Raw genomic sequence first — 25,043 nt, 5'->3', positions numbered from 1 at the left:
GAGCCCTTGTCAACGGGCCGACGGGGAATGGCGCACCAGCGGCAGGCCCAGACTGTGGAACAGTTCCGGACGCTGGTGCGACACGATCCGTGCGATGCCTCGCGACGTGATCGTGAGGGCCTCGACCGAGTAGGCGCGGTGGATGCCGTCCTCACCCCGCAGGTAGGTGGCGAAGGCCGGCTTCCCCTGGTGAGTGGTGCGGACCATCTGGCAGGTGCCGAAGGCGGGGCATTCGGTGGCCATGAAACGGGCGATGGCCTCGCGGCCCGCCAAACCGATGGGCTCCGGCGGCACCTCACAGACGGCGTCGCTGGTGAGCAGGTTCATCAACGCCGGGAGGTCGGCATGTTCGAACGCGGCGACGTAACGGTCGAGCAGGTCGCGTTCGTGCGGGTCATCGGGCTCGTCCACCTGGTCGGCCGGGCCGGCGGCCTTGGTGAGCTGCGCCCTCGCCCGCTGCAACATGCTGTAGACCGCCGCACTACTGGTGCCGAGCAGTTCCGCGACCTCTCCGGCCCGCCACCCCAGCACCTCGCACAGCAGCAGAACGGCGCGCTGACGCGGCGTCAGACACCGCCACGCGACGGTCAACGCCAGCCGGACCGACGTTCGCGTCTCGATCACCGCCGCGGGGTCGGCCGGCTCGCTGCCGAACAACACGCGGGCGATCGGCTCCAGCCAGGCCGACTCCTGGCCGTGCTGATCGGCGGCCGGATCCGCGGGGCCGCCCAGCCCTGTCGGCAGCGGCCGCCGGCTGCGCGCCTCGATCGCGTTCAGGCAGGTGTTGGTCGCGATCCGGTACAGCCAGTTGCGCAGCGAGGCCCGGCCCTCGAACTCGTCGAGAGACCGCCATGCCCTCAGGTAGGTCTCCTGGACCAGATCCTCGGCCTCGTGCGCGGAGCCGAGGATCCGGCAGCAGTGCGCCAGCAACTCCGGCCGGAACCGATCGGCCAGCTGGCCGAAGTTCCCTCGATCCGCCGCCACACCCGTCATCATCGCACTCCAATGTTTCCCTTGATCGACCCCTCTTCAATGAGGACAGACCGGCGGACCCAAATCCATCGGGCGACACCCGACGAAAACACGAACGGCTGCCTGTCTTCATCAACATGGTTCAGTCACCAGAGGAACACCTCTCGAAAACCGGCTCCTCGAAGTCTCCTCCGTCCTCACGCTGGGCGGCGCTCGGCCTGCTGTGCGCCGCCATGTTCATGGTCGCCCTGGACGGCCAGATCGTCATCCTGGCGATGCCCTCCATCCAGGCCGACCTCGGCTTCAGCGTGTCCAGCCTCCAATGGGTGCTGAGCGGTTACCTGCTCAGCTTCGGCGGTCTGCTGCTGCTGGCCGGCAGGATGGCCGACATGCTCGGCCACCGCAGGCTCTTCGTCATCGGCGTGGTCCTGTTCCTGGCCTCCTCGGTGCTGTGCGGTGCCGCCTGGTCCCAGGAGACCCTGATCATCGCCCGCCTCGTGCAGGGCGCGTCGGCCGCGATCATGTCGCCTACCGCGCTGGCCCTGCTGATGACCACCTTCGACGAAGGGCCCGAACGTAACCGGGCGCTGGCCATCTGGACGGGCACCGGCGCCTTCGGCGCGACCGCCGCGCTGCTGATCGGCGGCGTGGTCACCGACCTGGTCGGCTGGCAGTGGATCTTCTACCTGAACATCCCGGTCGCCGCCGTCATGCTCGCCCTGGTCCCGGTCCTGCTGCGGGAGAGCCACGCGCCCACCACCGAACGCTCCTTCGACTTCGGCGGCGCGATCACCAGCACCGGCGCGGCCGTACTGCTCATCTACGCCATCGTGGAAGCGCCCACCATCGGCTGGGGCCACAGCCGGACCATCAGCCTGCTGGTCGCCGCCGCCGTGCTGGTCGCGCTGTTCGTCGTCATCGAGAAGAAGTCGGCGGCACCGCTGGTGCCCTTGCGGATCTTCAAGTCGAGCTCACTGGTCAGCGGAAACCTGATGATGATCCTGGTCGGCATGCTGCTGCTCGGCTTCAACGTCCTGGTCTCCCTCTACGCCCAGCAGGTGCTGCACTTCACCCCCGTCATCTTCGGCCTGGGCACGCTGGCCTACGCCCTGATGGACATCCTGTCGGCCAATGTCGCCGGGGTGGTCGTCGGCAAGATCGGATACCGGATCGTCGCGTTGGCGGGCATGGTGCTGTTCGGCATCGGCGCGCTGCTCATGACGGCGATCTCGCCATCCGGCAGCTACTTCAGCGACCTGTTCGTCGGACTGCTGGTCTTCGGATCCGCCGTCGGCACCTGTTTCGTCGCGGTCTCCATCGCCGCCCTCACCGGTGTCCCCGACGAGGACGCCGGGCTGGCCTCGGGCATCAACAACGCCGCGTTCTGGATCGGCGGAGCACTCGGCAGCGCCGTCGTCGCCACCGTGGCGGTCACCTACACCAATGGCACCGGCCCCGCCGCCCTCACCGAGGGGTTCCAGGCCGGGTTCTGGGCCTGCGTGGCCCTCGCCGCTGTCGGCGCCGTCATCGCGCTGGTCCTGCTGCTCCTGCCCCAGCCGGCCGGAGAGGAGGAGGCCCTCCCGGCCACCCACTGACCCTCCATCGGCTGGTAACCGCATGCTCTCCGGCGTCACGACAGCCGCCAAAGCAGAGAGAACATGGAACCAGTCGGTCGCCGTCGACTACGGCCCGACCTCCACGACCGCCAGCGCCGTCCGCCGGCGCTGGCGGCGTCGTGGATTCCGAGGATGAGTTCATCTGGAGGAGCCCATGAGCACACGCGATTCCGAGCGCACATCGCCCTCGCCGTTGGAAGAGCCCAAAACCTTCCGGGTGAACCTGACGGTGAACGGAACCGAGCGAACCGTTGATGTGGATCCGCGAACCACACTGCTCACGCTGCTGCGCGAGCGGTTCGGCCTGACCGGTACCAAGGCCGGTTGTCACCAAGGCACCTGTGGCGCTTGCACGGTGCACGTCGATGGGCGCCGGGTTCTGTCGTGCCTGACCCTGACGGTCAGCGCCGCCGGCGCCGAGATTCGCACGATTGAGGACCTGGCCGAGCCCGACGGCACACTGCATCCGTTGCAACGCGCATTCGTGGAGTTCGACGCGCTTCAGTGCGGCTTCTGCACACCGGGGCAGATCATGTCGGCCGAGGCGTGCATCCGCGAGGGCAACGCCGAATCCGAGAACGACGTGCGCGAATACATGAGCGGCAACCTGTGCCGATGCTCCGCGTACCCGAACATCGTGCGGGCCGTACGGTCCGTTGCCGAGAGCCGGTGAGGACATGAGGCCTTTCACCTACGCGAGGGTGTCCAGCCTGAACGAGGCGGCGCGGGAGAGCTCCAGACCGGGGGCGATGGTGTTGGCGGGCGGCACCACGCTGGTCGACCTCATGCGCGGGAACGTACTGGCCCCTGATCACCTGATCGACATCAGGCGGCTGCCGGGCATGGACCACGTGGAGGAGACCGACGCGTCGCTGCGGATCGGCGCGTTGTCCCGGATGGCCGACGTGGCCGCGGACGAGCGAGTGCGGACGCGATATCCCGCGATCGCCGAGAGTCTGCGGCTGGCCGCCTCCCAGCAGGTGCGCAACATGGCCACCATCGGCGGGAACATACTGCAACGCACCCGCTGCCCCTACTACCGCGACGGCGAGTCGCCCTGCAACAAGCGTGAGCCGGGATCCGGGTGCAGCGCGCTGGCCGGTCCTGACCGCGACAGCGCCGTGCTGGGCGGCTCCGAATCCTGTGTCGCGGTCTACCCCGGAGACCTCGGCGTCGCACTGGTCGCGTTCGAGGCGTCCGTGGAACTGCTGTCGGCCGACGGGCCGAACATCCTGCCCTTCGCCGAGCTGCACCGGGACATCGGGGACGAGCCGGAGCGGGAGACGACGCTGTCGCCGGGTGACATCGTCACGGCCGTGACCATCCCGAACAGCGCCCTGGTGCGCGATTCCGCCTATGTCAAAGTCGCCGACCGTGCCCGCTACGCGTTCGCCATCGCATCGGCGGCGGTCGGGATCACGATCGAGGACGGCGTCGTCACGGCGGCGCGGGTGGGTTTGGGAGGGGTGGCGACCCGGCCGTGGCGCAGTCACGAGGCCGAGGCGGAGCTCGTCGGACGTCCGTTGACCGCGGACACCGCCAAGGCCGCGGGCCAGGCCGCCTTCGTCTCGGCTCGGGCGGGCCGCGACAACGCCGTGAAGATCGCGCTGGGGCCTCGGGTGGTCGAGCGGGCGTGTCTGCGCGCAGGACAGGGAGGGGAACGAGCATGACGAAGATCCTGGGAACCTCGGTGGTCCGGGCCGACGCGGTGGCCAAGGTCACCGGCCAGGCCGCGTATGTCGCCGACCACACGCCCGCCGGGACGCTGCACGCCGCACTGGCGACGGGAACGGTTCCGCGAGGGCGTATCACCGCCATCGATGTCGGCGAGGCCGAACGGCTGCCGGGGGTACGCCTGGTCCTCACGCACCGCAACCTCGGCGACGCCGTGGGAGAGGGCCGGTTCCTCACGCCGGTGCTAGGCGGCCAGTTCCAGTCGAGCTTCAACCCGCTCGGCTCCGACGAGATCCGCTATTCGGGCCAGATCGTGGCGCTCGCCGTGGCCGCCACCCCGGAGATCGCCGAGGAGGCGGCGAGCCTGATACGTGTCGAGTACGAGGCGTTGCCCGCCGTGATCGCGCTGGCCGACGTCGCCCCCGACGCACCGGGGCGGATCGACCTGCACGGCCTGGAGACCGGCGACACCGCGACGGTGCTCGCCGAGTCGCACGTCGTGATCGACCGCGAGTACGCCACCTCCGTCAACCACCACAACCCGATCGAGCCCTTCCACGCCACGGCGCTTTGGAAGGACGGCCGCCTGGAGATCCGCGTTCCCAGCCAGTGGGTCACCGGCGAGCGGTTCGCGCTGGCAGGTGTCCTCGGTGTCTCCGAGCAGGACGTGCACGTCGTCAGCCCGTTCGTGGGCGGCGGGTTCGGATCGAAGGGCGCGACGCTGTGGCACACGGTGCTGACCGCCGAGGCCGCGCGGCGGCTGGACTCGCCGGTGAAGCTGTCGATCACTCGCAGGCAGATGTTCACAATCGCCTCGTTCCGGCCCGAGACACGGCATTCGGTGCGGCTGGCCGCGACCTCCGACGGCCGGTTCACCGCCTACGAGCACGAGATCCTCACTCAGACCTCACGCAGCGACGTCCTCGCTCTCCCCGGCACCGACAACACCGCGCGGCTGTACGCCTTCCCCAACATCCACACGCGTGAGAGCACCATCGGGGTCGACGTGAACACTCCGGGGTTCATGCGGGGCCCGTTGGAGTTCCCCGAGCTGTTCGCGTTGGAGAGCGCCGTCGACGAAATGGCCACGGCGCTCGACATGGATCCGATGGAGCTACGGCTGCGCAACGAGCCGGAGAAGGAGCCTGTGCAGGGCCTCCGGTACAGCAGCCGGTCGCTGCAGGAGTGCTATCGGCGGGGCGCGGAGCTGTTCGGCTGGCACCGGCGCAACCCCCGTGCCGGTTCGATGCGGGACTCCGACGGAACGCTGATCGGCTGGGGCTGCGCGAGCGCGAGCTACCCGGTGTTCGAGGGCGGCGTGTGCGACAGCAGGATCACCGTGGGCTCGGACGGCCGGGCCCTGGTGGAGGTGGCAAGCCAGGACATCGGGACCGGGACCTACACGCTGCTCGCCCAGATCGCCGCCGAGACGTCGGGGCTCGCGTTGGCGGACGTGCGGGTGGCATTGGGCGACAGCGACCTGCCGCGCGGCCTCGCCACGGCGGCGTCGTCGACGACCGGGACGGTCGGCGCAGCCGTCCACGAGAACGGCCGGTCCGTGCGGGAACAGCTGCTGGCGGCCGCGGCCGGGCGGTTCGGACAGCCGCGTGCGGTGGACGGCCTGACCATTTCGGACGGCATCGTGCGGGCGGGCGATGGCCGCCAGATCACCGTCGCCGAGTTGGTCGCGGAGCTGCCGCGCGGCGTCCTGGAGGTCGAGATCCGGCACACGCCGCCCCGGCTGCCCCCCGCGATGGCGCAGAGCACCCTGGAGGGCACCTTCAACATCACCGGTCCAGCGCGGCTGGACCACGTGGCCTTCAGCTACGGGGCCAACTTCGCGGAGGTCCGCGTCGATCCGGTCACGCGGCAGGTACGGATGGGCCGAATGGTCGGCGTCTTCGCGGTCGGCCGGGTGCTGAACCCGAGGATCGCGCACGGCCTGCTGGCGGGCGGGATGATCTGGGGCGCGGGCCATGCGCTGATGGAGAGAACGGTCATGGATCGTGACCGCGCACGGTTCGTCAACACCGACCTCGCCGGGTACCACATCGCGGCGAACGCCGACATCTCCGACGTGATCGTGGAGACGGTTGACGAGCACGACGACCTGGTCAACGTCCTGGGCGCGAAGGGGGGTGTCGGCGAGATGGGCATCGTCGCCATGCCCGCCGCCATCGCCAACGCGGTGTTCCATGCCACCGGTGTCCGGGTCAGAAAGCTGCCGATCCTGGTCGACGACCTGCTGGTCGGCTGATCCGCGGGACACGGTGGGTGGCGCCCGGTGCCCCGGGGCACCGGGCGCCACCCACCGTGTCCCGACCGGGTCTGACCGCTAACGGATGATCGGGGCCTGGGTCCGGCTGCGCTTCAGCTCGAAGAAGCCCTTGGTGCCCGACACGAGAACCAGGCCGTCGAAGAGCCTGCCCGCCTCCTCACCGCGGGGAATCGGCGACATGACCGGCCCGAAGTAGGCGACCCCGTTGATCGCCATTATGGGGGTGCCGACCTCGTAGCCGACCCGGTCCATGGCGTCCGTGTGCGACGCCAGAAGGGCGTCGTCGTAGTCCTTGTCCTCGGCCGCGTCGACGAGGTCGGCCGGCAGGCCGATCTCGTTGAGGGAGTCCACTATGGCCGCGCGGTTCAGGGTGCGGCCCTGGTGCTGGTAGCGCTTGCCGTAGGCCGAGTACAGGGCGCCCAGCCCGGTGTTGCCGTGCCGCTGTTCGACCGCGATGGCGACCCGCGCCGGTCCCCACCCCTGCCGCACGATCTCCACATGCTCCGGCGGCAGGTCGACGCCCTGCTGCAGGATGGACCAGCTCATGACGTGCCAGCGAAGGTCGACCGGACGGATGCGCTCCACCTCCAGCAGCCAGCGCGACGCGATCCACGACCACGGACACATGGCATCGAACCAGAAGTCCACGGGGATCCTGTTTTCGGACTCAATCGTCACGGTCGGTCCTTCCTTGACGCATGTTGAACACCTCTGAAATTAAGACCGCCCGTCGGCTCCGATTCCATCGGGAGGCGAGGAGGGAACCGCCGCACGAATTGTGCTGATGGTGCGGCGATTACCGCGTTGTGACCGGTGGTGCCGGACCAGCGGTAAGGCTGGTGGTGACCGGACCGGCAAGACATCGAGGATGTGGACGAAATGAACCGGAGATGGTTCCGCGGCTTCGGTCTGGAGGCCGCTCCAGACGCCCCGTACCTGATCTGCTTTCCACACGCCGGCGGCGCCGCCAGCGCCTATCGTTCGCTCGCCCACCTGCTGACGCCCGGCGTGCAGGTGCTGGCCGTGCAGTATCCGGGCCGGCAGGACCGGCGTGCGGAGCCCTCCGTGGAGAGCGTCACCGGCCTCGCCGACGCGGTGGCCGGCCTGCTGCCGCCCGAGCCGGGTCGGCAGTACGCACTGTTCGGGCACAGCATGGGCGCGGCCGTCGCCTACGAGACGGCCCGTCGGCTCGCCGAGCGCGGCGTGCCCGGTCCCGGCCGGCTGTTCCTGTCCGGGCGCGCCGCCCCGGCACCCGATCCCCGCCACGGCGACATGCTGACCGGGGATGAGGCGATCGTGGCGAGGATCCGGCGGCTCGGCGGCACAGCGAGCGGCGTTCTGGACGACCCGGAGCTGCTGGAGATGGTCCTGCCGGCGTTGCGCGCCGACCATGCCGCGCTGCGCACCTACCACTGGAAGCCCGGGCCGCTGCTGGAGGTGCCGTTCACCGTGCTCGGCGGCGACGCCGACCCGATGGTCGCGCCGTCCGAGGCTGCCCGATGGCTGGAGCACTCCGGCCTCCCGGGAGAGATAAAGATCTTCAAAGGCGGCCATTTCTATCTGGAGACGGAACTGGCCGAGGTCGCAGGACTGCTGTCGGCGGCGCTGCGCCTCTAAGCCGGACCGGACGACCCGGGGGATGGCGCGAAACGTCCGTCCTCCTGGTCACGCAGGACGGTGCACAGATCGCGCAGCGCCGTCTCCAGGCGGTCGACCTGGTCCACGGTGAGGCCGATCGAGGGTTCGAAGCGCAGTGTGTTCACGGCGCTGGCGGTCGGGAAGATGCGCATCGCGTGCTCACGCAGCAGGAACCCGGCCAGGAAATAGCCGAAGAAGCCCGACGCCGACGCCGCGCCGATCGAGGGGGCCGTGGCACCGGACTGGTCGTGGAAGTCCAGGCCGAGCATCAGCCCTCGGCCCCGGACGTCCTTGACGACGTCGGGGAAGTCATCACGCACGGCACGCATCACCGTCAGCAGCCGCTCACCGAGTTCGGCGGCACGCCGGTACACGCGGCCGTCGTCGGCCTCCAGCAGCTCCAGCGTCTTCAGGGCGATACCGCTGGAGAACCCGTCCTTGGCGAAGGTGGAGCTGTGGAGCAGTTCAAACTGCGGACGGTAGCGGGACCGGCGGACCAGCAGAGCGGCGCACTTGCTGATGCCGCCGCCAAGGCTCTTGCCGATGACGTAGTAGTCGCCGTGCAGGCCGATGGCGGTCCCGGCGAGGAACGCGCCCGTCCGGCCCATGCCGCTCTGGATCTCGTCGACGACGACGGGACAGCCGATCTCCGCGCAGGCCTCCTGAATCTCCTCGACGAACTCCGGCGTCAGGGGGGTGATGCCGCCCTCACCTTGGATCGGTTCCAGGAAGAAGGCGCAGAACAACGGGAAAGGGCGTTCGACTGTCTGGACGACGCCGTCCTCGACGACCAGGTCGAGCAGCTGCGCCGAGGCCGCCTCGTCCACCAGGGGCTTGAGGCTGCCCGAGCGATTCGGTGACACGAAACGGGCCTGGGCGGCGAGCGCGCCGAACGGGGTCCGCACGCCCGGGTTGTGGGTGAGCTGGAGGCTGCCGACGAGCTTGCCGTGGAAGCCGCCCTCCAAGGCGGCGAACAGCGGCGGCCGGGCGGCCAGCTCAGCGTTCACCCGACGGATCCGGGCGACGGTCTCGGTCAGATCGGTGTCGGTCACGACGCCGCCGTCGCGGAAGAGGGCCAGCGCGTCGTCGATGTGCTGCTCGATCTCGGCCAGCGCGTCGGCGATCCGCAGGCCTCGGTCGAGTTCGGCGTGCTTCATCGCCGCCTCGACGCCCTCCGCGCCGGTGCTGGCGAAGATGGCGTAGAACGGCTCGTCGGTGCCGAGCTCCCGCTGCATGATCCCGTTGAGCGCGGCCGCGACCTCGCTGGCGATGGACTGCACGGAGAACTGGGCGAGCACCGGAGTCTGTGCGTCCAGCAGTGCCTTGGCGTGCGTCACGATCTCGGGGTGGTTGTGTCCGAACAACAGGGACCCGTAACCGCCGACGAGGTCGAGTACCGGCCGCTCCGCGCCGCCGGTGCCGCGCTCGTAGAGAATGTCGCCCTCGGCCCGGACGTACTCCACGTCGAGCCCGGCCGACATGAGCACTTGACGCAGGTGCGGCTCGGCGAGGTCGTGTTCAGCGGGTACGAGCATCGTCCCATCCTTTTCTGACAGGGGAATTGTTATCAACAGAACGCACTTTAACTTCACGGTCAAGAAAAACATTCTCCTGCCGGTAGCGAGTCGGTAATTCGGCCGAGAATATCGAGAGTGAGCGACGAATTACCACTCAGTGGGCCGATGTCCGGTGCGGGCTGGTTAATTGGTCGACAGGCGGCTGGACGGTCGCCCGCAATTCGCCGTCATGCCGATTCGCTGAGAGGGATGCCGTGAAGTCCACTTCCACGGAGAGCAGTGTCCCGAGTGTGGAACCCTTCGAACTACGTGATGTGATGTCGCGGTTCGCGACCGGCGTGGTCGTCATCACGGTCGGCGGGCCGAACCCTCACGCGATGACCGCCAACGCGTTCACCTCGGTGTCGCTGACGCCTCCGTCGATCCTGTGCTCGATCTCCCATAACGCCGTGATGCACAAAGCGCTCATCACGGCACGACGGTTCGCCGTGACCATTCTCGACGCCCGCCAGCAGGAACTGGCGGCGCATTTCGCCGACAAACGGCGGGTTCTCGGCATCACCCAGTTCGCCGGAATCCCATTCCATGCGGGCCCGCACACCGGAGCTCCTTTGATCTCCGGGGCGCTGGGCTGGCTGGAATGCGAGCTGATCGACGCCCACGACTTCGGCGACCACACGATTTTCATCAGCGTCGTGCTAGGCACGGAGCGCGGACCCGGCGACGCCGGGCTGCTGTTCTTCGAGAGCCGATACGACCGGGTGGGCCCGGACGTGCCGGCATAGCCGACGACAGGGGTGCAGTGGGAAGCAGGACGGCAGGTTGATCACGAATGCGGACCGAAGCGAACGACGCGTGATCTCTCCTCATCTCTCCGGGTATGAAGAATTCGGCTCTGGCCTGGATCGGTCACCCCCTGACCGTGATCGCCGTGGTAGTCCTGCTGCTCAACGACCACCTCCTCAAGCCGCTGTGGCCTGGCCTGGTGACCGGGAAGCTCAGTGACGTCGCCGGGCTGATCGTCGCCCCGCCCCTGCTCAACCTGCTCATCCGCCGCCCCTGCGCATCCATCCTGCTCACCGGCGCGGCCTTCACCCTGGTCAAGACCACCGCCGTCGGCGCAGCCCTCGCCTCGCAAGCCTGGACCCTCGTCTGGGGTCCCTCCCGGGTCCTGGCCGATCCCGTCGACCTCATCGCCTTGCCCGCCCTGTACGTCGCCTGGTGGATCTGGAAGCATCCCGACGTGCGAGCCGTACGGCTCGCACGGGCCGTGATCGTCGTTCCCGTCACCGTGCTGGCCGTGGCGGCGACCGGCCAGGTGGAGATCTACAAGCCGCACAGCGCCTATGCGGTCGACGTGATCGACGACGTGATCGTCGTTGCGACCCGCGGGGGCCTGTCACCCGGCCCATCCGTCGGGGCGGGCCTCGCCTCCGCCGACGCCGGGAATTCGTGGTCGGGCTGGGACGGTCCGGTGCCTGCCGTTCCGAGGATGTCGGCCTGCGTGCCTGGGCGACCGGACCGCTGTTACCGGATCGTCCCCACCAGGCTCAAGGTCGAGGAGTCCAGGAACGGCCGGTGGGTGACGGCGTGGGAGATCTCTCCCCGCGACCAGGACCGGCTGGCGAGGGCTCACGCGCCTGAGCACCCCGAGCACGCCGAGGTCGTCGCGTCGTTGGGGATCGCGGTCGGGAAGCTCTCCGGCGGATACGTCGTGGTCGTGGCCAATGGTGCGGACGGAATCGCCCTGCGGGACGCCTCGGGTGCCTGGCGTCGGCTGGGCTGGGCGGAGAAGGGATTCGACTCCTCGAACGCGGTGTCGCTGACAGCGCCGGGAAGATACCCGGACTCCGTCCCCGCCGTGGCGCTGCTGGCCGCTCTCGCGGCGGGACTGGTGACGCTCGGATGCGGTGTGCGAAGGTCTGACTTCGCCAAGGCCGCGCTGGCGCTATGGGTGGGAGTCTGGGCGTTTCATTCGGGGATGAACACGCCGATCCTGTTCAACCCGTTCGCCGTGCTCCTCGCCGCGGTGCTGGTGCCCGCCGGCGCGACTGTCATGATCATGAGCGCGGTGCGGGGCGGAACACGGCTTCGGGTGTGGGCGGTCGGTACGGTCACCGCAGCCGTCGTCCATTACGCGATCATGACGCCCTTCTACGTGTGGAGCGCCGGGGGACTGGAGTACTACGCATCGGCCGTCGGCCTGTCCATCACCCTAGGGCTGGCGACGATTTCCATGGGCGTCCTCGCGGTGATCAAGCTGAGAGGTCCGCGAAGAGACGTTTCGTGAGCGGGGGCGGCCGGAGTACGCCAGAAGGACACCGTAGGGCGGGGCGGTGTACCGGGTAAGGGGCCGTTATCGCGTACATCCCCGACGTCACGGTGTCGTTGACCAGCACTGGCATGAAGACGACAGCCGCGCGACCCGCCGTGCGCGAGCCATCCGGGCGCGTCACGCGTGAGGTCCTCTTCGCCGCAGCCATTCAGTTTGACAACGAGAGCGACCCCCAGGAGGAACAGCCCAGGGTCAGTGACGCCGGGCGAGTCATCGAAGCTGGCAGTAGCGGATGATCTTGCAGTGCATGTGACCGCGCGGCCGACCCCGATGAGCAGGATTTCACCCCATCACCCTCACGCCCAGCGGAGACGGCCGGGGTGCAGGTCCGGACTCGCCACCTCCCGACCTGCCGCATGCAAACTTTTCCTCTGAAAGGCGCGTCTCATCCTTATGGGAATGTTGTTTCGCGGCACCGCCGCAGCCGTCGCCTTTTTCGTCGCCGCCGGGCCGGCCACCGCCCACGCCGTGGCACCGGCCGGTCAGTGGAGCGTCGTCCATGACCACCGCCGTGACTCCTACGACGCGGTGACGGTGACGCCGGGTGGGGCGGTCTGGGTCGCCGGGACGAGGCGCCCGGATCGCGGATCGAGTCGCACCGAGTCGCTCCTGCTCAAGGGCGGCCGGTCCACCTTCAAGCGGGTCACCGGGCCGGGCTTCCGGGTGAAGCGGCTGACGTCGGCGTCCGACACCAGGGTCTGGGCGTTCGGCGCGTCGCGGTACGCCCGGTGGGACGGCAAGCGCTGGCAGGTCAAGCGATGGCGCTATGGCCGGGTGGATCGGGCGTACGCCATCGGCAAGAACCTGTGGGTCATCGAGAACTCAAATACGTTCTCCGCGGCCGGTGGCGCCGGGTGGAAGGCGCGGTCCACGCTGCGGCGCCTGGCCGGGTCGGTGTGGCGCAAGGTCGACACGCCGATTGTGGTCAGAGGACTCGACGGCAAGTGGGCGGCGGGCTCGGTGCGGGGCACGGCGGCTCTGGCCCGCTGGACCGGCACGGCCTGGCGCGCGGTTGCGCTTCCCGCGATTCCGTCCGCACGCTCGGGCCAGATCTCGGAGTTGACGGATGTCGCGGTCGACGGTGAGACCGGCCGGGTGATGGCCGTCGGCTGGGTCGCCTGGCCGTGCGGCAGTGCGAAGCGCTCCTTCTGCGGTGAGACCTTGCTGCTGTCGGGCTATCTGGGCGGCTTTGACTTCGAGGTCCGTGGTGAACCGGGCATCCAGCCGCGCGCCCAGGCGGAGCCCGACGGCAGAGGCGGGGCCTGGGTCGTCTACGACGCCAAGGGCGGAGGCAGCGGGTTTCTGCACATCGGCGCCGACAGTGTCGAGCCGGGCGCCTTTCCGGCTCCGCCGAACCAGAACGCGTTCGTCCGTGACCTCGCCATCCAGCCGGAGAGCGGTTCCGTCTGGGCGGTCGGCGCGGCACCTTCCGGCCGCGGCGGTTTGATCTGGGCCCACGGCCGCTGAGTCGGTTGCGGCGATCCGAACCATGCCTGACCGCCGCTGCCGCCAGAAGTCGCTGCCGAGCTGGACCACTACCTGGAGGCCCTGGTCGGGGGGCAGACCAAGTACGCCGGAAAGAGGCAATGGGCTGATCAGAGCCCGCGCTGATCGGGAGTGCGGATCAGCGGCTGCCTGTTGCCAACTCGGCGGGGCGGCATGCGGCGCGCAACTCGCGCAGGTTGGGGATGTGGTTGTAGAGCGTGCCCGGACTCACCCCGAGGAGTTTGGCGATCGAGGTCACCGAATGTTCGGGATTGGGCGGCATGTCCCGGGCGGCGCGCAGCAGGTCTGGGGTGACCACGGTAGGGCGGCCACCGACCCGGCCACGCGCCTTGGCCGCGGCCAAACCCTCCCGGGTGCCGGCGACGATGAGTTCCCGGATGAACTCGGCCGGCGCGGCGAAGACGTGAAAGACCAGTCGCCCGCCCGGGGTGGTGGTGTCGAGGCTTTCATGGAGCGAGGTGAAGCCGATCTCGCGGCGGCGTGGTTCGCCGACCATGGTGATCAGACATGGTGATCAGATCGGCCAGGGAGCGGCCGTAGCGGTCCGGCGAAGGAACGGTGAGCGTGCCGCCGGCGGTCAGAAAGGCGTGGCAGGCCTTCAGTTCGGGCCGGTCGACGTCCTTGCCGGACCTGGTGTCGGCGAAGACGCGGCGGCATCCGGCGGCGGTCAGGGCGTCGAGTCGGCGTTCGAGCTTTGGCCGCCGGTGGAGACCCGGGCACAGCCGATGCGGATGTCGCTGGGACGGGCGGGGAAGGCGGCGAGCAAGTCGGCGGGTGGATCGGAAATGGTCGTCACAGCCGTCATTGCGTTTTCGTTCCATCACACTCTGCCCCCGCTCCTGCTCCATGGCACGGTTTCCGTACAATCCGCTCATGATCAGGCGACTGGCCGCGATCGCGGTGCTGAGCGTCGCCGCGGCGGGATGCTCAGGCGACGGCGCCGCGGACTCGCAGGACTCCTCGGGGAGAGCGCCGGGCCGCAGCACTCCGGCCGAGGGGGGCCTGTCTTTGTCCGCGGGAGTGTGGACGGAGACGGGCGGTGGGGGCGCCGAGATGACCAGGGTCGTCGCGACCGCGCCCGGCGAGGCGTGGGCGGTGGGTACCGACGGCGAGAGTGTCGGCCGGCATGGCGGCAGTTTGCAGCGCTGGGACGGCCGCGTATGGCGGTCCACGCGCCCACCGGAGGGGCTGTGGTATCCCAAGGTGGTGTCCGGAACGTCCGCGACCAACGTCTGGATCTTCGATCGGGACGCGGACGCGTGGCGCTGGGACGGCCACCGGTGGTCAGGCCGGGGACGACCGCCCTGGCCGCGCTCGGTCGTCGTGGAGGACGCCGTCGTCGCCGGACCTGCCGACGTGTGGGTCGCCGGCACACAGAACGTCGGCACGCGGAGCAGTCCGTCCTGGCGTCCCCTCCCCCTCGCGCGCTGGTCTCCGTCAGGCTGGTCCGAGGTTTCCTCCCCCTCGCCCTACATAAGCAGGTTAAGCGCAGCCGCCCCGGACGACCTGTGGGCACTCGCCGGCGGTGATCTGGGCGACGTTTCCGTGATCGAGCACTGGGACGGACGCCGCTGGAGAGCCGTGCATACGCCGCCGTCGCTCAGCGGCGCGAAGGTCGAGTTCCGCGACGTCGTGGCGATGTCGGCGCGGGAGGTATGGGTCGCAGGCTCGGTCCTGTGGCCAGGCCGCCGCCAGGCCGCGCTGCTAATGCGCTGGGATGGCGGCCGATGGAACCTGGCCGGCGGCGTCCCAGCGGGGGCGACCTCGTTCGGATCCGTGGCGCCGGACGGCCATGGCGGGGTATGGCTCGGCGCCTCCAACTACGCCTACGACGACCATCGCATTCTGCTCCACTTCGACGGCCGATCTTGGACATACGAGAAGGCGCCCAGGATCAACAACGCGCCCGCGGTATTCGACATGGCCAAGGTCCCCGGAGGCGACCAGGTGCTCGCGGTCGGCGGCAACCCCTCCTTCGACGAGGACAGCAGTGGGTGGATCTGGATGAGGCGCTGAGGAGGGGTAGGCGATGCCGCCCACCCCCGCCGTACCGGATGGACGTCTCGGCCAGCAGGTTGTCGATGTAGGTCTCCACCTGGGTGCCGTCGGAGGCCGTCGCGCTGCCGTCCCCCCACGCCTTGACCACATCGAGTTCGGCAAAAGCGTTGACGACGCAGGTGATCGCGGCGTTCAGCTCGGCGAGGTCGATGTGCCGGTTACGCACCGTCGACAGCTCCCGGGCCGAGATGCCGGACAGGTGCTTGGCGGCCTTGGCCGCGGTGGAGCCACGGCGCCGCTTCAGCGCGGGTGCCTCGTCCTCAGCGATTTTCCGGCGTACTTGGTCTGTCCCCCTAGTTGGGCCAGGTCCAGGCCGGCGATCTCGCGGGCGGTGATCAGCTCCCGTCGGCGACTCCCAAGTACTTCGCAGGCCGGCGGCTGAGCGCGTGCCGTTGGTGGTGTGCGCCCAGCCGCCGGGCCGGCGTCGTCGGCTGCGGGGTCAGCCGATCTTGGGGGTGGCTCGCATGCCGACGTAGCAGACCCGGGTTCCGTTGGTCAGGGTGGAGAAGACCACGGGCATGTAGTCCTCGCTGAAGGAGGGGCCGGCGCCCGAGGCGGCGAACACCGTCTGTGAGAGCGGGGTCAGTTCCATGTCCAGCGGCGGGGAGAGGTCCTTCATGCCGTCGACGAACTTGTAGAGCATGCGTGCGCCGCCGCCGTCGTGCTGGGTGACGGTAATGACCAGGCCTTCGCGCCGGTAGGTGCCCACCAGCGCCGTCATGTCCACGGCGGGCGGGTTTTGCGCGGGTGCGAAGGCGTCCGGCACGCGCACCCCGGCCAGCTCGGCCAGCAGTTCGGCGAACAGGTCGGCGTAGAGCTGACGGGCGCCGCCGCCGTTGGTGAGCAAGACGACGGCCACGCCGGCCTGCGGCACGACGCGCAGGTAGGCGTACTGGCCGATGGCGGCGCCGTCGTGGCCGTAGCCGGCGATGCCGTCCCAGTCGTACAGGGTCCATCCCAGGCCCCAGCCGTCGGCGCTGACGGTCCACTTGTACGGCACGTCGACCTCACGGCGCTGCATCGCCGCCACGGCCTGGGCTGACATGACGCGGGTGCCGTCGGAGGCGAGGCCGCCGTCCAGGTGCATCCGGGCGAATCGGGCGACGTCCCCGGCGGAGACGATGACGCGGCCGGCCGGGCCGGCCGAGCGCGGCATCAGGTCCCAGACCGGTGCCGGGTCGGGGGCGGCGCCGGCGTCGCCCAGGTGGCTCATCGCCGTCCGGAAGCGCAGCGCCTCCTCCGGCAGGGTCATCGAACGCTCCAGGCCGAGCGGGGTGAACAGCAGGTCCCTGAGCACCTGGTCCCAGGTTCGGCCGGTGAGCACCTCGATGAGCCGGCCGAGCACGACGTAGCCCAGGCCGCCGTAGGAGATCGCGGTCCCGGGCGGGCAGTCCAGCGGCACGTCCCTGGCGGCCTGGACGTACTTGGCGAGACAGTCGTCGCCGCGGCCGCTGTCGTGGTTGAAGTCGTTGGTGACGCCGCCGGTGTGCGACAGCAACTGCCGTACGGTGATCGCCCTGGTCGCGGCGGGGTCGGGGGTGGCGAACTCGGGCAGCACGTCGGACACCCGCGTGTCCAGGCTCAGCCGGCCCTCGTCGATCAGCCGCATGACGAGCGTGGCGGTGTAGACCTTGGCGATCGAACCGGACAGGAACACCGAGTCCGTCGTCGTCTCCACCCCCGTGCCCCGATGCAGCACCCCGCTGGCCAGCTCGTGGATCTCGCCGCCGGCCAGCACGGCCAAGGCCGCTCCGGGGACGTGGTGGGCGGCGCGCAACTCGTCAAGCCGGTCCTGCCAGTGCTTGAGGTAGAAGCCGCGGCCCGCGGAGTCGAGTGTTCCCCAGCCACCCTTGGCCTACCAGTCGCCTTCGGCGTTCCAGCTCAGCTTTTCCGACATGAGTTCTCCTGAAGGTGAGGTGCGAAAGACGAGTGGTGAAGATCAGTGGCTCGGGGCCAGGACGGGTTCCGGCGTCTGGTGGTGGTCGGGCAGGGGCGGCCGGGTGGGGCGCGGGCGCATCACGATCAGGGCGAGCAGGGCCGCCGCCAGGACTCCGGCCGCGCTGATCATGAAAGCGGCGGACATGGCGGTGGTGAACGCCTCGCGGGCCGCCTGCCCGAGTCCGGTGTCGCCGTTGCGGCCCGCGGTGGTGAGCGCGTCGGCGATCGAGCGGCGGGCCGCCTCGGGGGCGGTGGCCGGCATGGCGGCGGTGTAGGTGCCGGCAAGGACGCTGCCCAGCACCGCGATGCCGAGGGCGGCGCCCATCTGCTGGATGGTGTCGTTGAGCGCGGAGCCGACGCCTGCCTGTTCGGCGGGGACGGTGCCCATCAGAGCGGAGACGGCGGCGGGCATCGCCAGACCGCCACCGGCGCCCAGCAGGAGCAGGGCCGCGGCCGGCAGGACGAAGCCGTACTCGGCGGAGGCCGCAGACAGCAGGCCGAATCCGCAGGCCATCACGGTCAACCCGAAGACGATCAGAACCCGGTTGCCGATCCTGGAGCCGAAGGTGGCGCCCAGCGTGTTGAAGGACAGCGAGGCGATCGCCATCGGGATGAAGGCCAGCCCGGCCTGGGTGGGCGTGTAGCCGAGCACGTACTGCAGGTACTGGGTGAGCACCAGCAGCAGCCCGCCGTTGCCGATCTGCACCAGGGTCAGCGAGAGGCTGCCGCCGCTGAAGGTACGGTCGCGGAACAGGGCAAGGGGCACCATCGGATGCGCAGTGCGCAGCTCCCACACCACGAAGCCGGTCAGCGCGAGCACGGCGAGCACCGTGGCGACGGCCGTGACCGGGTGGGCAAGCCCATGGTTCGGCAGTTCGATGATCGTCCAGACCAGGGCGGTCATGCCGACCACCGACAAGATCGCCCCCAGCGGATCGGGCTTGCTCCGCGGCCCCTTGGACTCCGGCATCAACGCCAGCGCCGCGACGATCGCCAGCACCACGATCGGCACGTTGATCAGGAACACCGCGCCCTACCAGAACCAGGCGATCAGCACTCCGCCCAGCACCGGGCCGCCGACCAGGCCAAGCATGGCGACCGCGCTCCAGGCGGCCATGGCCTTACGCCGTTCGGCGTCGTCGAACACGGTGATCAGGATGGACAACGTGCTCGGCATGATCAGCGCACCGCCGACCTCCATGAGGGCGCGGGCGGCGATGCCGGAGACGGTGAAGGACACGATCACCTCCGCCGTGCCCTGCGGGTACGGCGGCTCGCCATCGCGCGACAGCAGGACGATGTCGGCCGCGGCGTCGTCACGGCCGAGGCAGACGACGCCCTCGGCGACCACGAGTTCCCGGAAACCGAGGTGGGTGGTGAAGAACCGGCTGGCGGCCGGGACGTCGGCGACGTTCAGCGACACAGAGGTGGCGATGACGTTCATGACGCCAACTCAGGCTCGGTCATCGGCGCCTGCGCCCGACGCCGTACCGCGATGCGAACAAAGATCATGCCAGGCCGCCCTTTCGATGTGCTCCACCGGCGTCACCGGTCGAAACCACCGGCGACGGGGTCAAGCATTCGCCCTGGCCAGGGCGGAGAACAACGGGAGATCCCGTAAGGTTGGTTAACACAGAGGTTTATGAACCGGGGGCCAGGGTGGAGCTGCGCGACATCGAGATCTTCCTGACCTTGGCCGAGGAGCTCCATTTCGGTCGCACCGCCGAGCGGCTCCACGTGTCCCCGGCACGCATCAGCCAAGCGATCAAAAAGCAGGAACGCGGGCTCGGCACCGCGCTGTTCAAGCGCACCAGCCGGCAGGTGAGCCTCACCCCGGCCGGACGGCAGTTCCGCGACGACCTGCTCCCCGGCTACCGGCAGATCCAGGAGGCGATCGCCAAGGCGATCGCGGTCGGCCGCGGCATCACCGGCACGCTGCGCGTGGGGTTCTCCGCCGCCTGGTGCGGCAACCTCATCGTCAAGGCCGCCGACGCGTTCAAAGCCAGCCACCCCGACTGCGACATCCAGATCCAGGAGCTGCCGCTCAACGACGGATTCGCACTGCTACGCGCGCGGGAACTCGACCTCCAGCTCACCGAACTCCCGGCCGACGAACCCGACATCACCACCGGGCCCACCATCTTCTCCATCCCACGTGCCCTCGTCGTCCCAGCCGGCCACCCCTTCGCCGGACGCCCGTCCATCTCACTCGAAGATCTCGCGCACGTTCAGCTGATCACGATCACCGGTCCGCCGCAGTACTGGCTGGACTTCCACCTCCCAGGCCACACCCCCGCGGGCAAACCCATCCCCCGCGGCCCGGCGACCGTCGCATGGCAGGAAGTCCTCTCACTGGTCGGCGCGGGCAAAGGAGTCTGCCCCACCTCCGCCCTCGCCGCCGACTACTACTCCCGGCCCGACCTCGCCTTCGTCCCCTTCCACGACGCCCCACCCTTCGACTACGCACTCCTGTGGCCGGCCACCGGGCAGACCCCCAAGGTGAACGCCTTCGTCCAGACCCTCCTCACAGTCGCCGACAAGCGCAGCGGGGACGCCGCGGATCAGCCGCCCAACCAGCACGTCGCCACAACGAAGACCATGAGCGGCCGGCCCGTTCCTCCAGCCGGCGGCGGCCGCGCCACCTGCAGCCGCGCATCAGTCAGCATCCGCGGGCTCGGGGTTCTAAAGGGGTGGGCCTCACCCGTGCAGATGAGGCCCACGCTCGGCTGATCTTCGGCAACCGGCCGGCCGGCGCCTGCAGCAGACGCTCCCGCTGTTGCCTGGTCAGTCCGCCGACCCGGCGCTTCTCAGCCACCCCCATGCCGGCCGTACCTTGACGAAGAGCGCCGCTGGTTTGACCTTGACGCTGCGTCAACTTCTAGCATCGGGGCCATGTCGATCACTGTTCTTGACACCTATTCCGCCATGAGGCGGATCCTGCTGGCCCCGGTCGCGGACCGCGTTGACCTGCTGCGTTCGATGCTGGAGCCCAACAAGGGCATGTACCGCTACAACCCCGGCGAGGTCGACCTGGTGGCCATACACCTCGAAACGTCCGGGTTCCCCATCGACCGCGACGAGGAGTGTTGCCTCGACGCGGTCGAAACCCTGGCGGCGGCCGGAGCCTGGGAGCGGATGCAACGCGCGCTCGACGACGCTCTCGCCGTACTGCTGGAGGCGACGCCGGGGCTGGAGGCCCCGGACATCACCGTGCTGTTCGTCCTCGGCGATCCGGGTGACGAGCACTTCATGGGCCCCTGCAAAGGATTGACCGGGTTCGGCGGCATCTCGGGCCACATCGCCATCACGTTCTGGCCCTTCCCCGAGAACGTGGAGCGGCTGGAGGCCACCGCCGTGCACGAACTCAACCACAACCTGCGGTTCGGCCCGGGCGGGGTCGTGTGGGACCCGATGACCGTCACGGTCGGCGAGCACATCGTCTCCGAGGGCCTGGCCGACGCCTTCGCCCGACAGCTCTACGGCGACGAGCTCGGCCCCGCCCGCATCGGCGTGCCGCACCTGCACGACGACGAGATCTTCACCAAGGTACTCACCGGGCTCGACGTGACAGGCATGCAGAACTTCACCGCCTGGGTACACGGCGACCCCAGCGCCGAGCGCTTCGGCCTCACCCCGGTGGGACTGCCGATGGGCGCCGGGTACGCCGCGGGCAACCGGCTGGTCGACACCTACCTGGCGGCGACCGGGCAGACGGCGGCGCAGGCCCTGCACGCCGAAAGCTCGGAGATCATCGCAACCACGCTCCGCCGCGGGTAACACTGGAACGATGGAGTGGACGATCCAGGAACTCGCGACGAGGGCCGGCATCACCAGCCGCACCCTGCGTCACTACGACCGCTTCGGGCTGTTGGCCCCGTCCCGGGTCGGCGAGAACGGGTACCGCTACTACAACCCCACCGCGGTCGCCCGGCTACAGCGGATCCTGCTCATGCGCCGGCTCGGCATGGGCTTGCCGGCCATCGCCGAGGTCCTGGCCGACGAGGTGGACACGTGCGACGGGTTCCGCGCCCACATCGCCGCGCTGGAAGAGGAACGCGACCGCATCGAACGGCAGATCCGGTCTGTGCGTCACACGCTCGAGGCCCTGGAGGCGGGGGCGGAACCGCGGATGGACGTCATGTTGGCGGGGTTCAACGACCTTTACAAGAACGAGGTGATCTCACGCTGGGGCGAGCGCGCGTTCCAGGTGAGCAACGGCTGGTGGCACGGTAAGACCCTTGACCAGCAGCTGGCCTGGAAGCAGGCCAGCGAGGACCTCGTCGCCGCATGGGTCGCCGCGGTGAAGGCCGGGGTTTCTCCGACATCGGAACACGCTCAGTCACTGGCTGCCCGGCACGTCCAGTGGCTGAGCCAGATCCCGGGTACCCCCACGGCCGAGGGCGACCGGGAGTGCTCGATCGAGATGGTGAAGGGCCTGGGGGACATGTACGTCGACGACCCCCGCTTCGCTGGCATGTACGACGACGCCGCGGGGGCGACGTTCGTCCGCGACGCCCTGCAAGCGCACGCGCGGACCCGGATGTAACTCGTATGGTCCGCGGAAACGACCGATTACGCGAGGCTGGCACCCCTCTCGTTCAAGTGGGGCATCCGCCCAGGTCGCCGCTCGCGGAACCTCCTCCCAGAACCTTCACTCATGACCGGAACGTTCTGAGAGAGACCGTTTCTGAGACGCCCAGGGCCTGCAACCTGCACTGGCTCGTCGAAGGCACTGTCGTCAACGAGCCAGGCGCGGAACACCGGGTAAGCGGGCCGAATATTTCCCATAGCGGCGCAGGATCCGGCTGACGGCAGCCCGGCTGGGCCGCTCCCGGAGCGGACTGACCAGCAAGGTCCACCTGTCCGCCGATCGGCGATGCCGTCCGCTGTCCTTCATTTGACCCCGGCCCAAGCCGGAGACGGCCCACAGTCTCGCACCGTCCTGACGGGTGGCGCTCGCTCGCCACATGCCCTATCGTCCCCGGGTGGCTAGGACATTGCGGCTGGCGGTCGCGCAGAGCACGGTGCCCGAGGATCCGACCGATCCCGGGACCCTGCGAGCGAGTGGTGCCGAAGTGCGCAGTCTGATGCGGGAAGCCGACGCGGCCGGGGCGCGGTTGGTGCAGTTTCCCGAAGGGGCGATCACGTATCCGAGCAAGCACGTGATGTCTTCGGGGCCGCCTGGAGTGCTCGAAGCGTCGGACTGGAGCCGGGTCCCATGGGACGTGCTGCGCGAGGAGGCCGAGTCGATCGCCGACCTGGCGGGAAAGCTTGGGCTCTGGGTCGCCTTCGGCTCGATCCACCCGCTGACCCCGCCGAACCGGCCACATAACAGCCTGTACGTGGTCTGCGATCAGGGCCGGTTGGTCACGCGGTACGACAAGCGGTTTTTGTCGAACACCGAGGTCTCTTTCATGTACTCGCCCGGTTCGTCCCCACTCGTCTTCGAGATCGACGGCATCCGGTTCGGATGCGCACTATGTATCGAGGCAGAGTTCCCCGAGGTGTTCGCCGAGTACGAGCGCCTGAACGTGCACTGCGTGCTGCTGTCGGTGATGGTCGATGACGCGGCGCGAGCGATGGTGGCACAGGCGTACGGGAGGCTGTATGGCTACTGGATCGGGTACTCCATCCCGGCGCAGTTCAGTGCGACCGTGCCATCGGGGATCGTCGCCCCAGGCGGTCGCTGGCTCGCGCGCTGTCCGGGAAACGGTCGACCAGCGCTGGCCGTGGCGGATATCGACCTGGATGCGACAGACGCGGATATCGATGTATCCGTTCGCCTCGCTCGGCCGTGGCGTCGTCTGGCACGTGCCGGGCTCTATGACGATCGAATGGTGCTGGGGGATCCCCGAAGCGAGACGCGCACGACGTTCTGATCGTGCGACCGTGACGCTCGGCGTCGGGCTTCGGCACGACGCGCAACCCGGTGAACGTTTCCGGTCACAGCACCAGGAGCAGGGGAGGAAGTGAACAACCGGCCGCGAACAAACCGGCCAGGAGACGTCGCGCGAGGTTAGCGCGGGCAGGGATCCTCGACGCTCAGCCCGTCCAGGTAGCGTCGGTACTCGGCCGCCGGTCTCGGGTCATCGAGGACCGCGCACAGGGTGGTGCGCCAGGCCTGCACGCCGACCTCGCGCACCCGGAGCCGTCCGTCGTCCGCGATGGCGAGGATCTTCTCATCGGGCGTCACAGCGAGGTCGGATTCGAACGTCTCGTCGCCGATCGGCCCGAACGTCCACCCACCGAGGTGGTCGGCGGTGCGCGTGTCCCAGAACTGCATGGCCACGTCACCGTCGAAGTCGGCCAGCTGGACGATGACGCGGCCATCACCGCTGTAGACGATGGCTTCCGGCCCTCCGCCCACGACCCTGCCGCTCGTGGCCACATCACCGGTGGCCACGTCGATGACGAATAGATGGCCGTCGCGGTCGACCAGTGCGACGCTCTCGCCGTCCTGGCTGAGGGTCACGTCGGTGGTGGTCGATTCGAAGCCGACATCGCGGACTCGTACGAGGTCGTCGTCGCGCCACCGCCAGATGGTGACCGAATCGCCGTCCTTGGTGACGACGGTGCGGGCATCCGCGCTGACCGCGAGCACATCGAAGAAGTCTCCTGGTTCGAGGGGGGCAGCCGTCCAGTCCTGCGTGTCCATGATGACGAGGCCTTCCTTGGCCACCGCCACGGCGTGTCTTCCGTCGGCGAGGAAGGTGGGCTGCATCATCCGATCGAAGCCGCGCAGCTTCGGGGCCCGGCTGATCATCTTCTCGCTGCGAAGATCCCAGAGCGAAAGGGTACCCGGACCTCCGTCGTAGAAGACGGCGCGACGGCCGTCGCCGCTGACGGAGATCGCGCTCGTGTACGAATCAAACGCTCGGGGAAGCACGGCTTGTCGCCGCGGCGGCGCTCCGGCCGCGCCCAGCGACCAGAACTCGGTGGTTTGGCCGTTCGCCCGCACGGCGAGCGGGCCGGAAAACACGACGTCGGCGGGCTTCCAGGTACCCGGGACGGCGACCGTCCCCCCGGTGCGGCTGGCGCCGGTGTCGAACAGGCTGATCGCGCCGTCCTGCGCCCCGGCAGCCACATATCTGCCATCACCGGACACCGAGAGACTCATCACGGGCCAGGTGAATGAGCCCAGCCTCCGCGCTTCGCCGGATTTCGTGTCGTGGACGGTCACTTCGCCGTTGCTCGTACCGATCACGACTGTCTCCTTCGAGGCCGGCAATGCGGCGGCGGTCGCGGAGAGCGCGGAACCCACCTCCGTTCTGCCTCCGGTGCCGACGTTCCAGAGCTGCGCCATCGCGTCGTCTTTGTCGACCGTCAAAAGCAGCCGTCTTTCGACAGCGGTGCCGGCGACGTACCTCGTCTCGGTGGATAGCGCCGCGGGGCGTTCACGGGGGGCCAGGCCCGCGAGCCGCTCGTCTCGCAGCCACTAATCACTCTTAACGAGTCCGCCACTCCGGCAGACTCGGGCCTGACAGCCGCCAGCGGGTGAGCACTCGCAGCTA

At 69.1% G+C, this 25,043-nt stretch carries 20 protein-coding genes and 3 pseudogenes; 13 read left to right on the top strand and 10 right to left on the bottom strand.

Annotated elements, in window-relative coordinates; genetic code table 11:
- Nucleotides 1-9: 9 nt before the first annotated feature.
- Complete coding sequence (locus ACSDR0_RS40720) at nucleotides 10-993, bottom strand: RNA polymerase subunit sigma-70 (RefSeq protein ID WP_435294311.1); 984 nt, start codon at nucleotides 991-993, stop codon at nucleotides 10-12.
- A 116-nt stretch (nucleotides 994-1,109) separates the two neighbouring features.
- On the opposite strand from ACSDR0_RS40720, the gene ACSDR0_RS40715 reads away from it, so the two are divergent.
- From ACSDR0_RS40715 to ACSDR0_RS40700, 4 genes are all read left to right on the top strand, one after another.
- The gene (locus ACSDR0_RS40715; protein WP_435294300.1) at nucleotides 1,110-2,567 is read left to right on the top strand and encodes an MFS transporter; all 1,458 of its coding nucleotides are present in this window, start codon (nucleotides 1,110-1,112) and stop codon (nucleotides 2,565-2,567) included.
- Nucleotides 2,568-2,742: 175 nt separating this feature from the next.
- A complete protein-coding gene (locus ACSDR0_RS40710; RefSeq protein WP_435294299.1) occupies nucleotides 2,743-3,261 on the top strand; it encodes a (2Fe-2S)-binding protein in 519 nt (172 codons plus the stop codon).
- Nucleotides 3,262-3,265: 4 nt separating this feature from the next.
- The gene (locus ACSDR0_RS40705) at nucleotides 3,266-4,258 is read left to right on the top strand and encodes an FAD binding domain-containing protein (protein WP_435294298.1); all 993 of its coding nucleotides are present in this window, start codon (nucleotides 3,266-3,268) and stop codon (nucleotides 4,256-4,258) included.
- Nucleotides 4,255-6,519, top strand: a complete 2,265-nt coding sequence (locus tag ACSDR0_RS40700; protein ID WP_435294297.1) for a xanthine dehydrogenase family protein molybdopterin-binding subunit — start codon at nucleotides 4,255-4,257, stop codon at nucleotides 6,517-6,519. The genes ACSDR0_RS40705 and ACSDR0_RS40700 overlap by 4 nt, the downstream gene beginning before the upstream one ends.
- 78 nt (nucleotides 6,520-6,597) lie before the next feature.
- Here the strand turns inward: ACSDR0_RS40700 and ACSDR0_RS40695 are convergent, their stop codons facing one another.
- Nucleotides 6,598-7,218 (bottom strand): mycothiol-dependent nitroreductase Rv2466c family protein, encoded by a 621-nt coding sequence (locus tag ACSDR0_RS40695; protein ID WP_435294296.1) that lies wholly within the window; start codon nucleotides 7,216-7,218, stop codon nucleotides 6,598-6,600.
- Nucleotides 7,219-7,419: 201 nt separating this feature from the next.
- Here ACSDR0_RS40695 and ACSDR0_RS40690 point away from each other — a divergent pair, with 201 nt between their 5' ends.
- Nucleotides 7,420-8,157 carry a thioesterase II family protein gene (locus ACSDR0_RS40690; RefSeq protein ID WP_435294295.1) on the top strand — a complete coding sequence of 246 codons (738 nt, stop codon included), beginning with the start codon at nucleotides 7,420-7,422 and terminating at the stop codon, nucleotides 8,155-8,157.
- Here ACSDR0_RS40690 and ACSDR0_RS40685 read toward each other — a convergent pair.
- Nucleotides 8,154-9,713, bottom strand: coding sequence for an aspartate aminotransferase family protein (locus ACSDR0_RS40685; protein ID WP_435294294.1), 1,560 nt, complete (start codon nucleotides 9,711-9,713; stop codon nucleotides 8,154-8,156). The genes ACSDR0_RS40690 and ACSDR0_RS40685 overlap by 4 nt on opposite strands.
- Before the next feature lie 272 nt (nucleotides 9,714-9,985).
- Here ACSDR0_RS40685 and ACSDR0_RS40680 point away from each other — a divergent pair, with 272 nt between their 5' ends.
- From ACSDR0_RS40680 to ACSDR0_RS40670, 3 genes are all read left to right on the top strand, one after another.
- Nucleotides 9,986-10,480, top strand: a complete 495-nt coding sequence (locus tag ACSDR0_RS40680; RefSeq protein WP_435294293.1) for a flavin reductase family protein — start codon at nucleotides 9,986-9,988, stop codon at nucleotides 10,478-10,480.
- A 95-nt stretch (nucleotides 10,481-10,575) separates the two neighbouring features.
- The gene (locus tag ACSDR0_RS40675; RefSeq protein ID WP_435294292.1) at nucleotides 10,576-11,985 is read left to right on the top strand and encodes a hypothetical protein; all 1,410 of its coding nucleotides are present in this window, start codon (nucleotides 10,576-10,578) and stop codon (nucleotides 11,983-11,985) included.
- A 444-nt stretch (nucleotides 11,986-12,429) separates the two neighbouring features.
- A complete protein-coding gene (locus tag ACSDR0_RS40670) occupies nucleotides 12,430-13,497 on the top strand; it encodes a hypothetical protein (RefSeq protein WP_435294291.1) in 1,068 nt (355 codons plus the stop codon).
- Nucleotides 13,498-13,654: 157 nt separating this feature from the next.
- Here the strand turns inward: ACSDR0_RS40670 and ACSDR0_RS40665 are convergent, their stop codons facing one another.
- The 3 genes from ACSDR0_RS40665 to ACSDR0_RS40655 are packed head-to-tail and all read right to left on the bottom strand — an operon-like array spanning nucleotide 13,655 to nucleotide 14,332.
- Nucleotides 13,655-14,032: a recombinase family protein gene (locus ACSDR0_RS40665; RefSeq protein WP_435294290.1), complete on the bottom strand. Its 378-nt coding sequence runs from the start codon at nucleotides 14,030-14,032 to the stop codon at nucleotides 13,655-13,657.
- Nucleotides 13,983-14,207 carry a recombinase family protein gene (locus ACSDR0_RS40660; protein ID WP_435294310.1) on the bottom strand — a complete coding sequence of 75 codons (225 nt, stop codon included), beginning with the start codon at nucleotides 14,205-14,207 and terminating at the stop codon, nucleotides 13,983-13,985. Before ACSDR0_RS40660 ends, ACSDR0_RS40665 begins: the two co-directional genes overlap by 50 nt.
- Entirely contained in the window at nucleotides 14,204-14,332 is a 129-nt protein-coding gene (locus ACSDR0_RS40655) for a hypothetical protein (RefSeq protein ID WP_435294313.1), read from the bottom strand. Before ACSDR0_RS40655 ends, ACSDR0_RS40660 begins: the two co-directional genes overlap by 4 nt.
- 77 nt (nucleotides 14,333-14,409) lie before the next feature.
- On the opposite strand from ACSDR0_RS40655, the gene ACSDR0_RS40650 reads away from it, so the two are divergent.
- Complete coding sequence (locus ACSDR0_RS40650) at nucleotides 14,410-15,552, top strand: hypothetical protein (RefSeq protein ID WP_435294289.1); 1,143 nt, start codon at nucleotides 14,410-14,412, stop codon at nucleotides 15,550-15,552.
- A 6-nt stretch (nucleotides 15,553-15,558) separates the two neighbouring features.
- Here ACSDR0_RS40650 and ACSDR0_RS40645 read toward each other — a convergent pair.
- The 3 pseudogenes from ACSDR0_RS40645 to ACSDR0_RS40635 all read right to left on the bottom strand — a co-directional run.
- Nucleotides 15,559-15,808, bottom strand: a pseudogene (locus tag ACSDR0_RS40645) (Tn3 family transposase); the annotation flags it as partial.
- Between the two features lie 225 nt (nucleotides 15,809-16,033).
- Nucleotides 16,034-17,374, bottom strand: a pseudogene (locus ACSDR0_RS40640) (serine hydrolase domain-containing protein); the annotation flags it as partial.
- 159 nt (nucleotides 17,375-17,533) lie between these two features.
- Nucleotides 17,534-18,976 (bottom strand): annotated as a pseudogene (locus ACSDR0_RS40635) (MFS transporter).
- Between the two features lie 215 nt (nucleotides 18,977-19,191).
- On the opposite strand from ACSDR0_RS40635, the gene ACSDR0_RS40630 reads away from it, so the two are divergent.
- The 4 genes from ACSDR0_RS40630 (at nucleotide 19,192) to ACSDR0_RS40615 (ending at nucleotide 23,411) form a co-directional block, all read left to right on the top strand.
- Nucleotides 19,192-20,262: a LysR family transcriptional regulator gene (locus tag ACSDR0_RS40630; RefSeq protein WP_435294288.1), complete on the top strand. Its 1,071-nt coding sequence runs from the start codon at nucleotides 19,192-19,194 to the stop codon at nucleotides 20,260-20,262.
- A gap of 162 nt (nucleotides 20,263-20,424) precedes the next feature.
- Entirely contained in the window at nucleotides 20,425-21,309 is an 885-nt protein-coding gene (locus ACSDR0_RS40625) for a DUF2268 domain-containing protein (protein ID WP_435294287.1), read from the top strand.
- Nucleotides 21,310-21,319: 10 nt separating this feature from the next.
- Complete coding sequence (locus tag ACSDR0_RS40620) at nucleotides 21,320-22,078, top strand: MerR family transcriptional regulator (protein WP_435294286.1); 759 nt, start codon at nucleotides 21,320-21,322, stop codon at nucleotides 22,076-22,078.
- Between the two features lie 439 nt (nucleotides 22,079-22,517).
- Nucleotides 22,518-23,411: a carbon-nitrogen hydrolase family protein gene (locus ACSDR0_RS40615; protein WP_435294285.1), complete on the top strand. Its 894-nt coding sequence runs from the start codon at nucleotides 22,518-22,520 to the stop codon at nucleotides 23,409-23,411.
- Nucleotides 23,412-23,548: 137 nt separating this feature from the next.
- Here ACSDR0_RS40615 and ACSDR0_RS40610 read toward each other — a convergent pair whose 3' ends face one another.
- Nucleotides 23,549-24,859 (bottom strand): WD40 repeat domain-containing protein, encoded by a 1,311-nt coding sequence (locus tag ACSDR0_RS40610; protein ID WP_435294284.1) that lies wholly within the window; start codon nucleotides 24,857-24,859, stop codon nucleotides 23,549-23,551.
- Nucleotides 24,860-25,043: the final 184 nt, after the last annotated feature.

Source organism: Streptosporangium sp. G11 (genome assembly GCF_051192615.1).
In the GTDB taxonomy this organism is placed as follows: domain Bacteria; phylum Actinomycetota; class Actinomycetes; order Streptosporangiales; family Streptosporangiaceae; genus Streptosporangium.
This window is presented reverse-complemented; position numbering and strand designations above follow the sequence as displayed.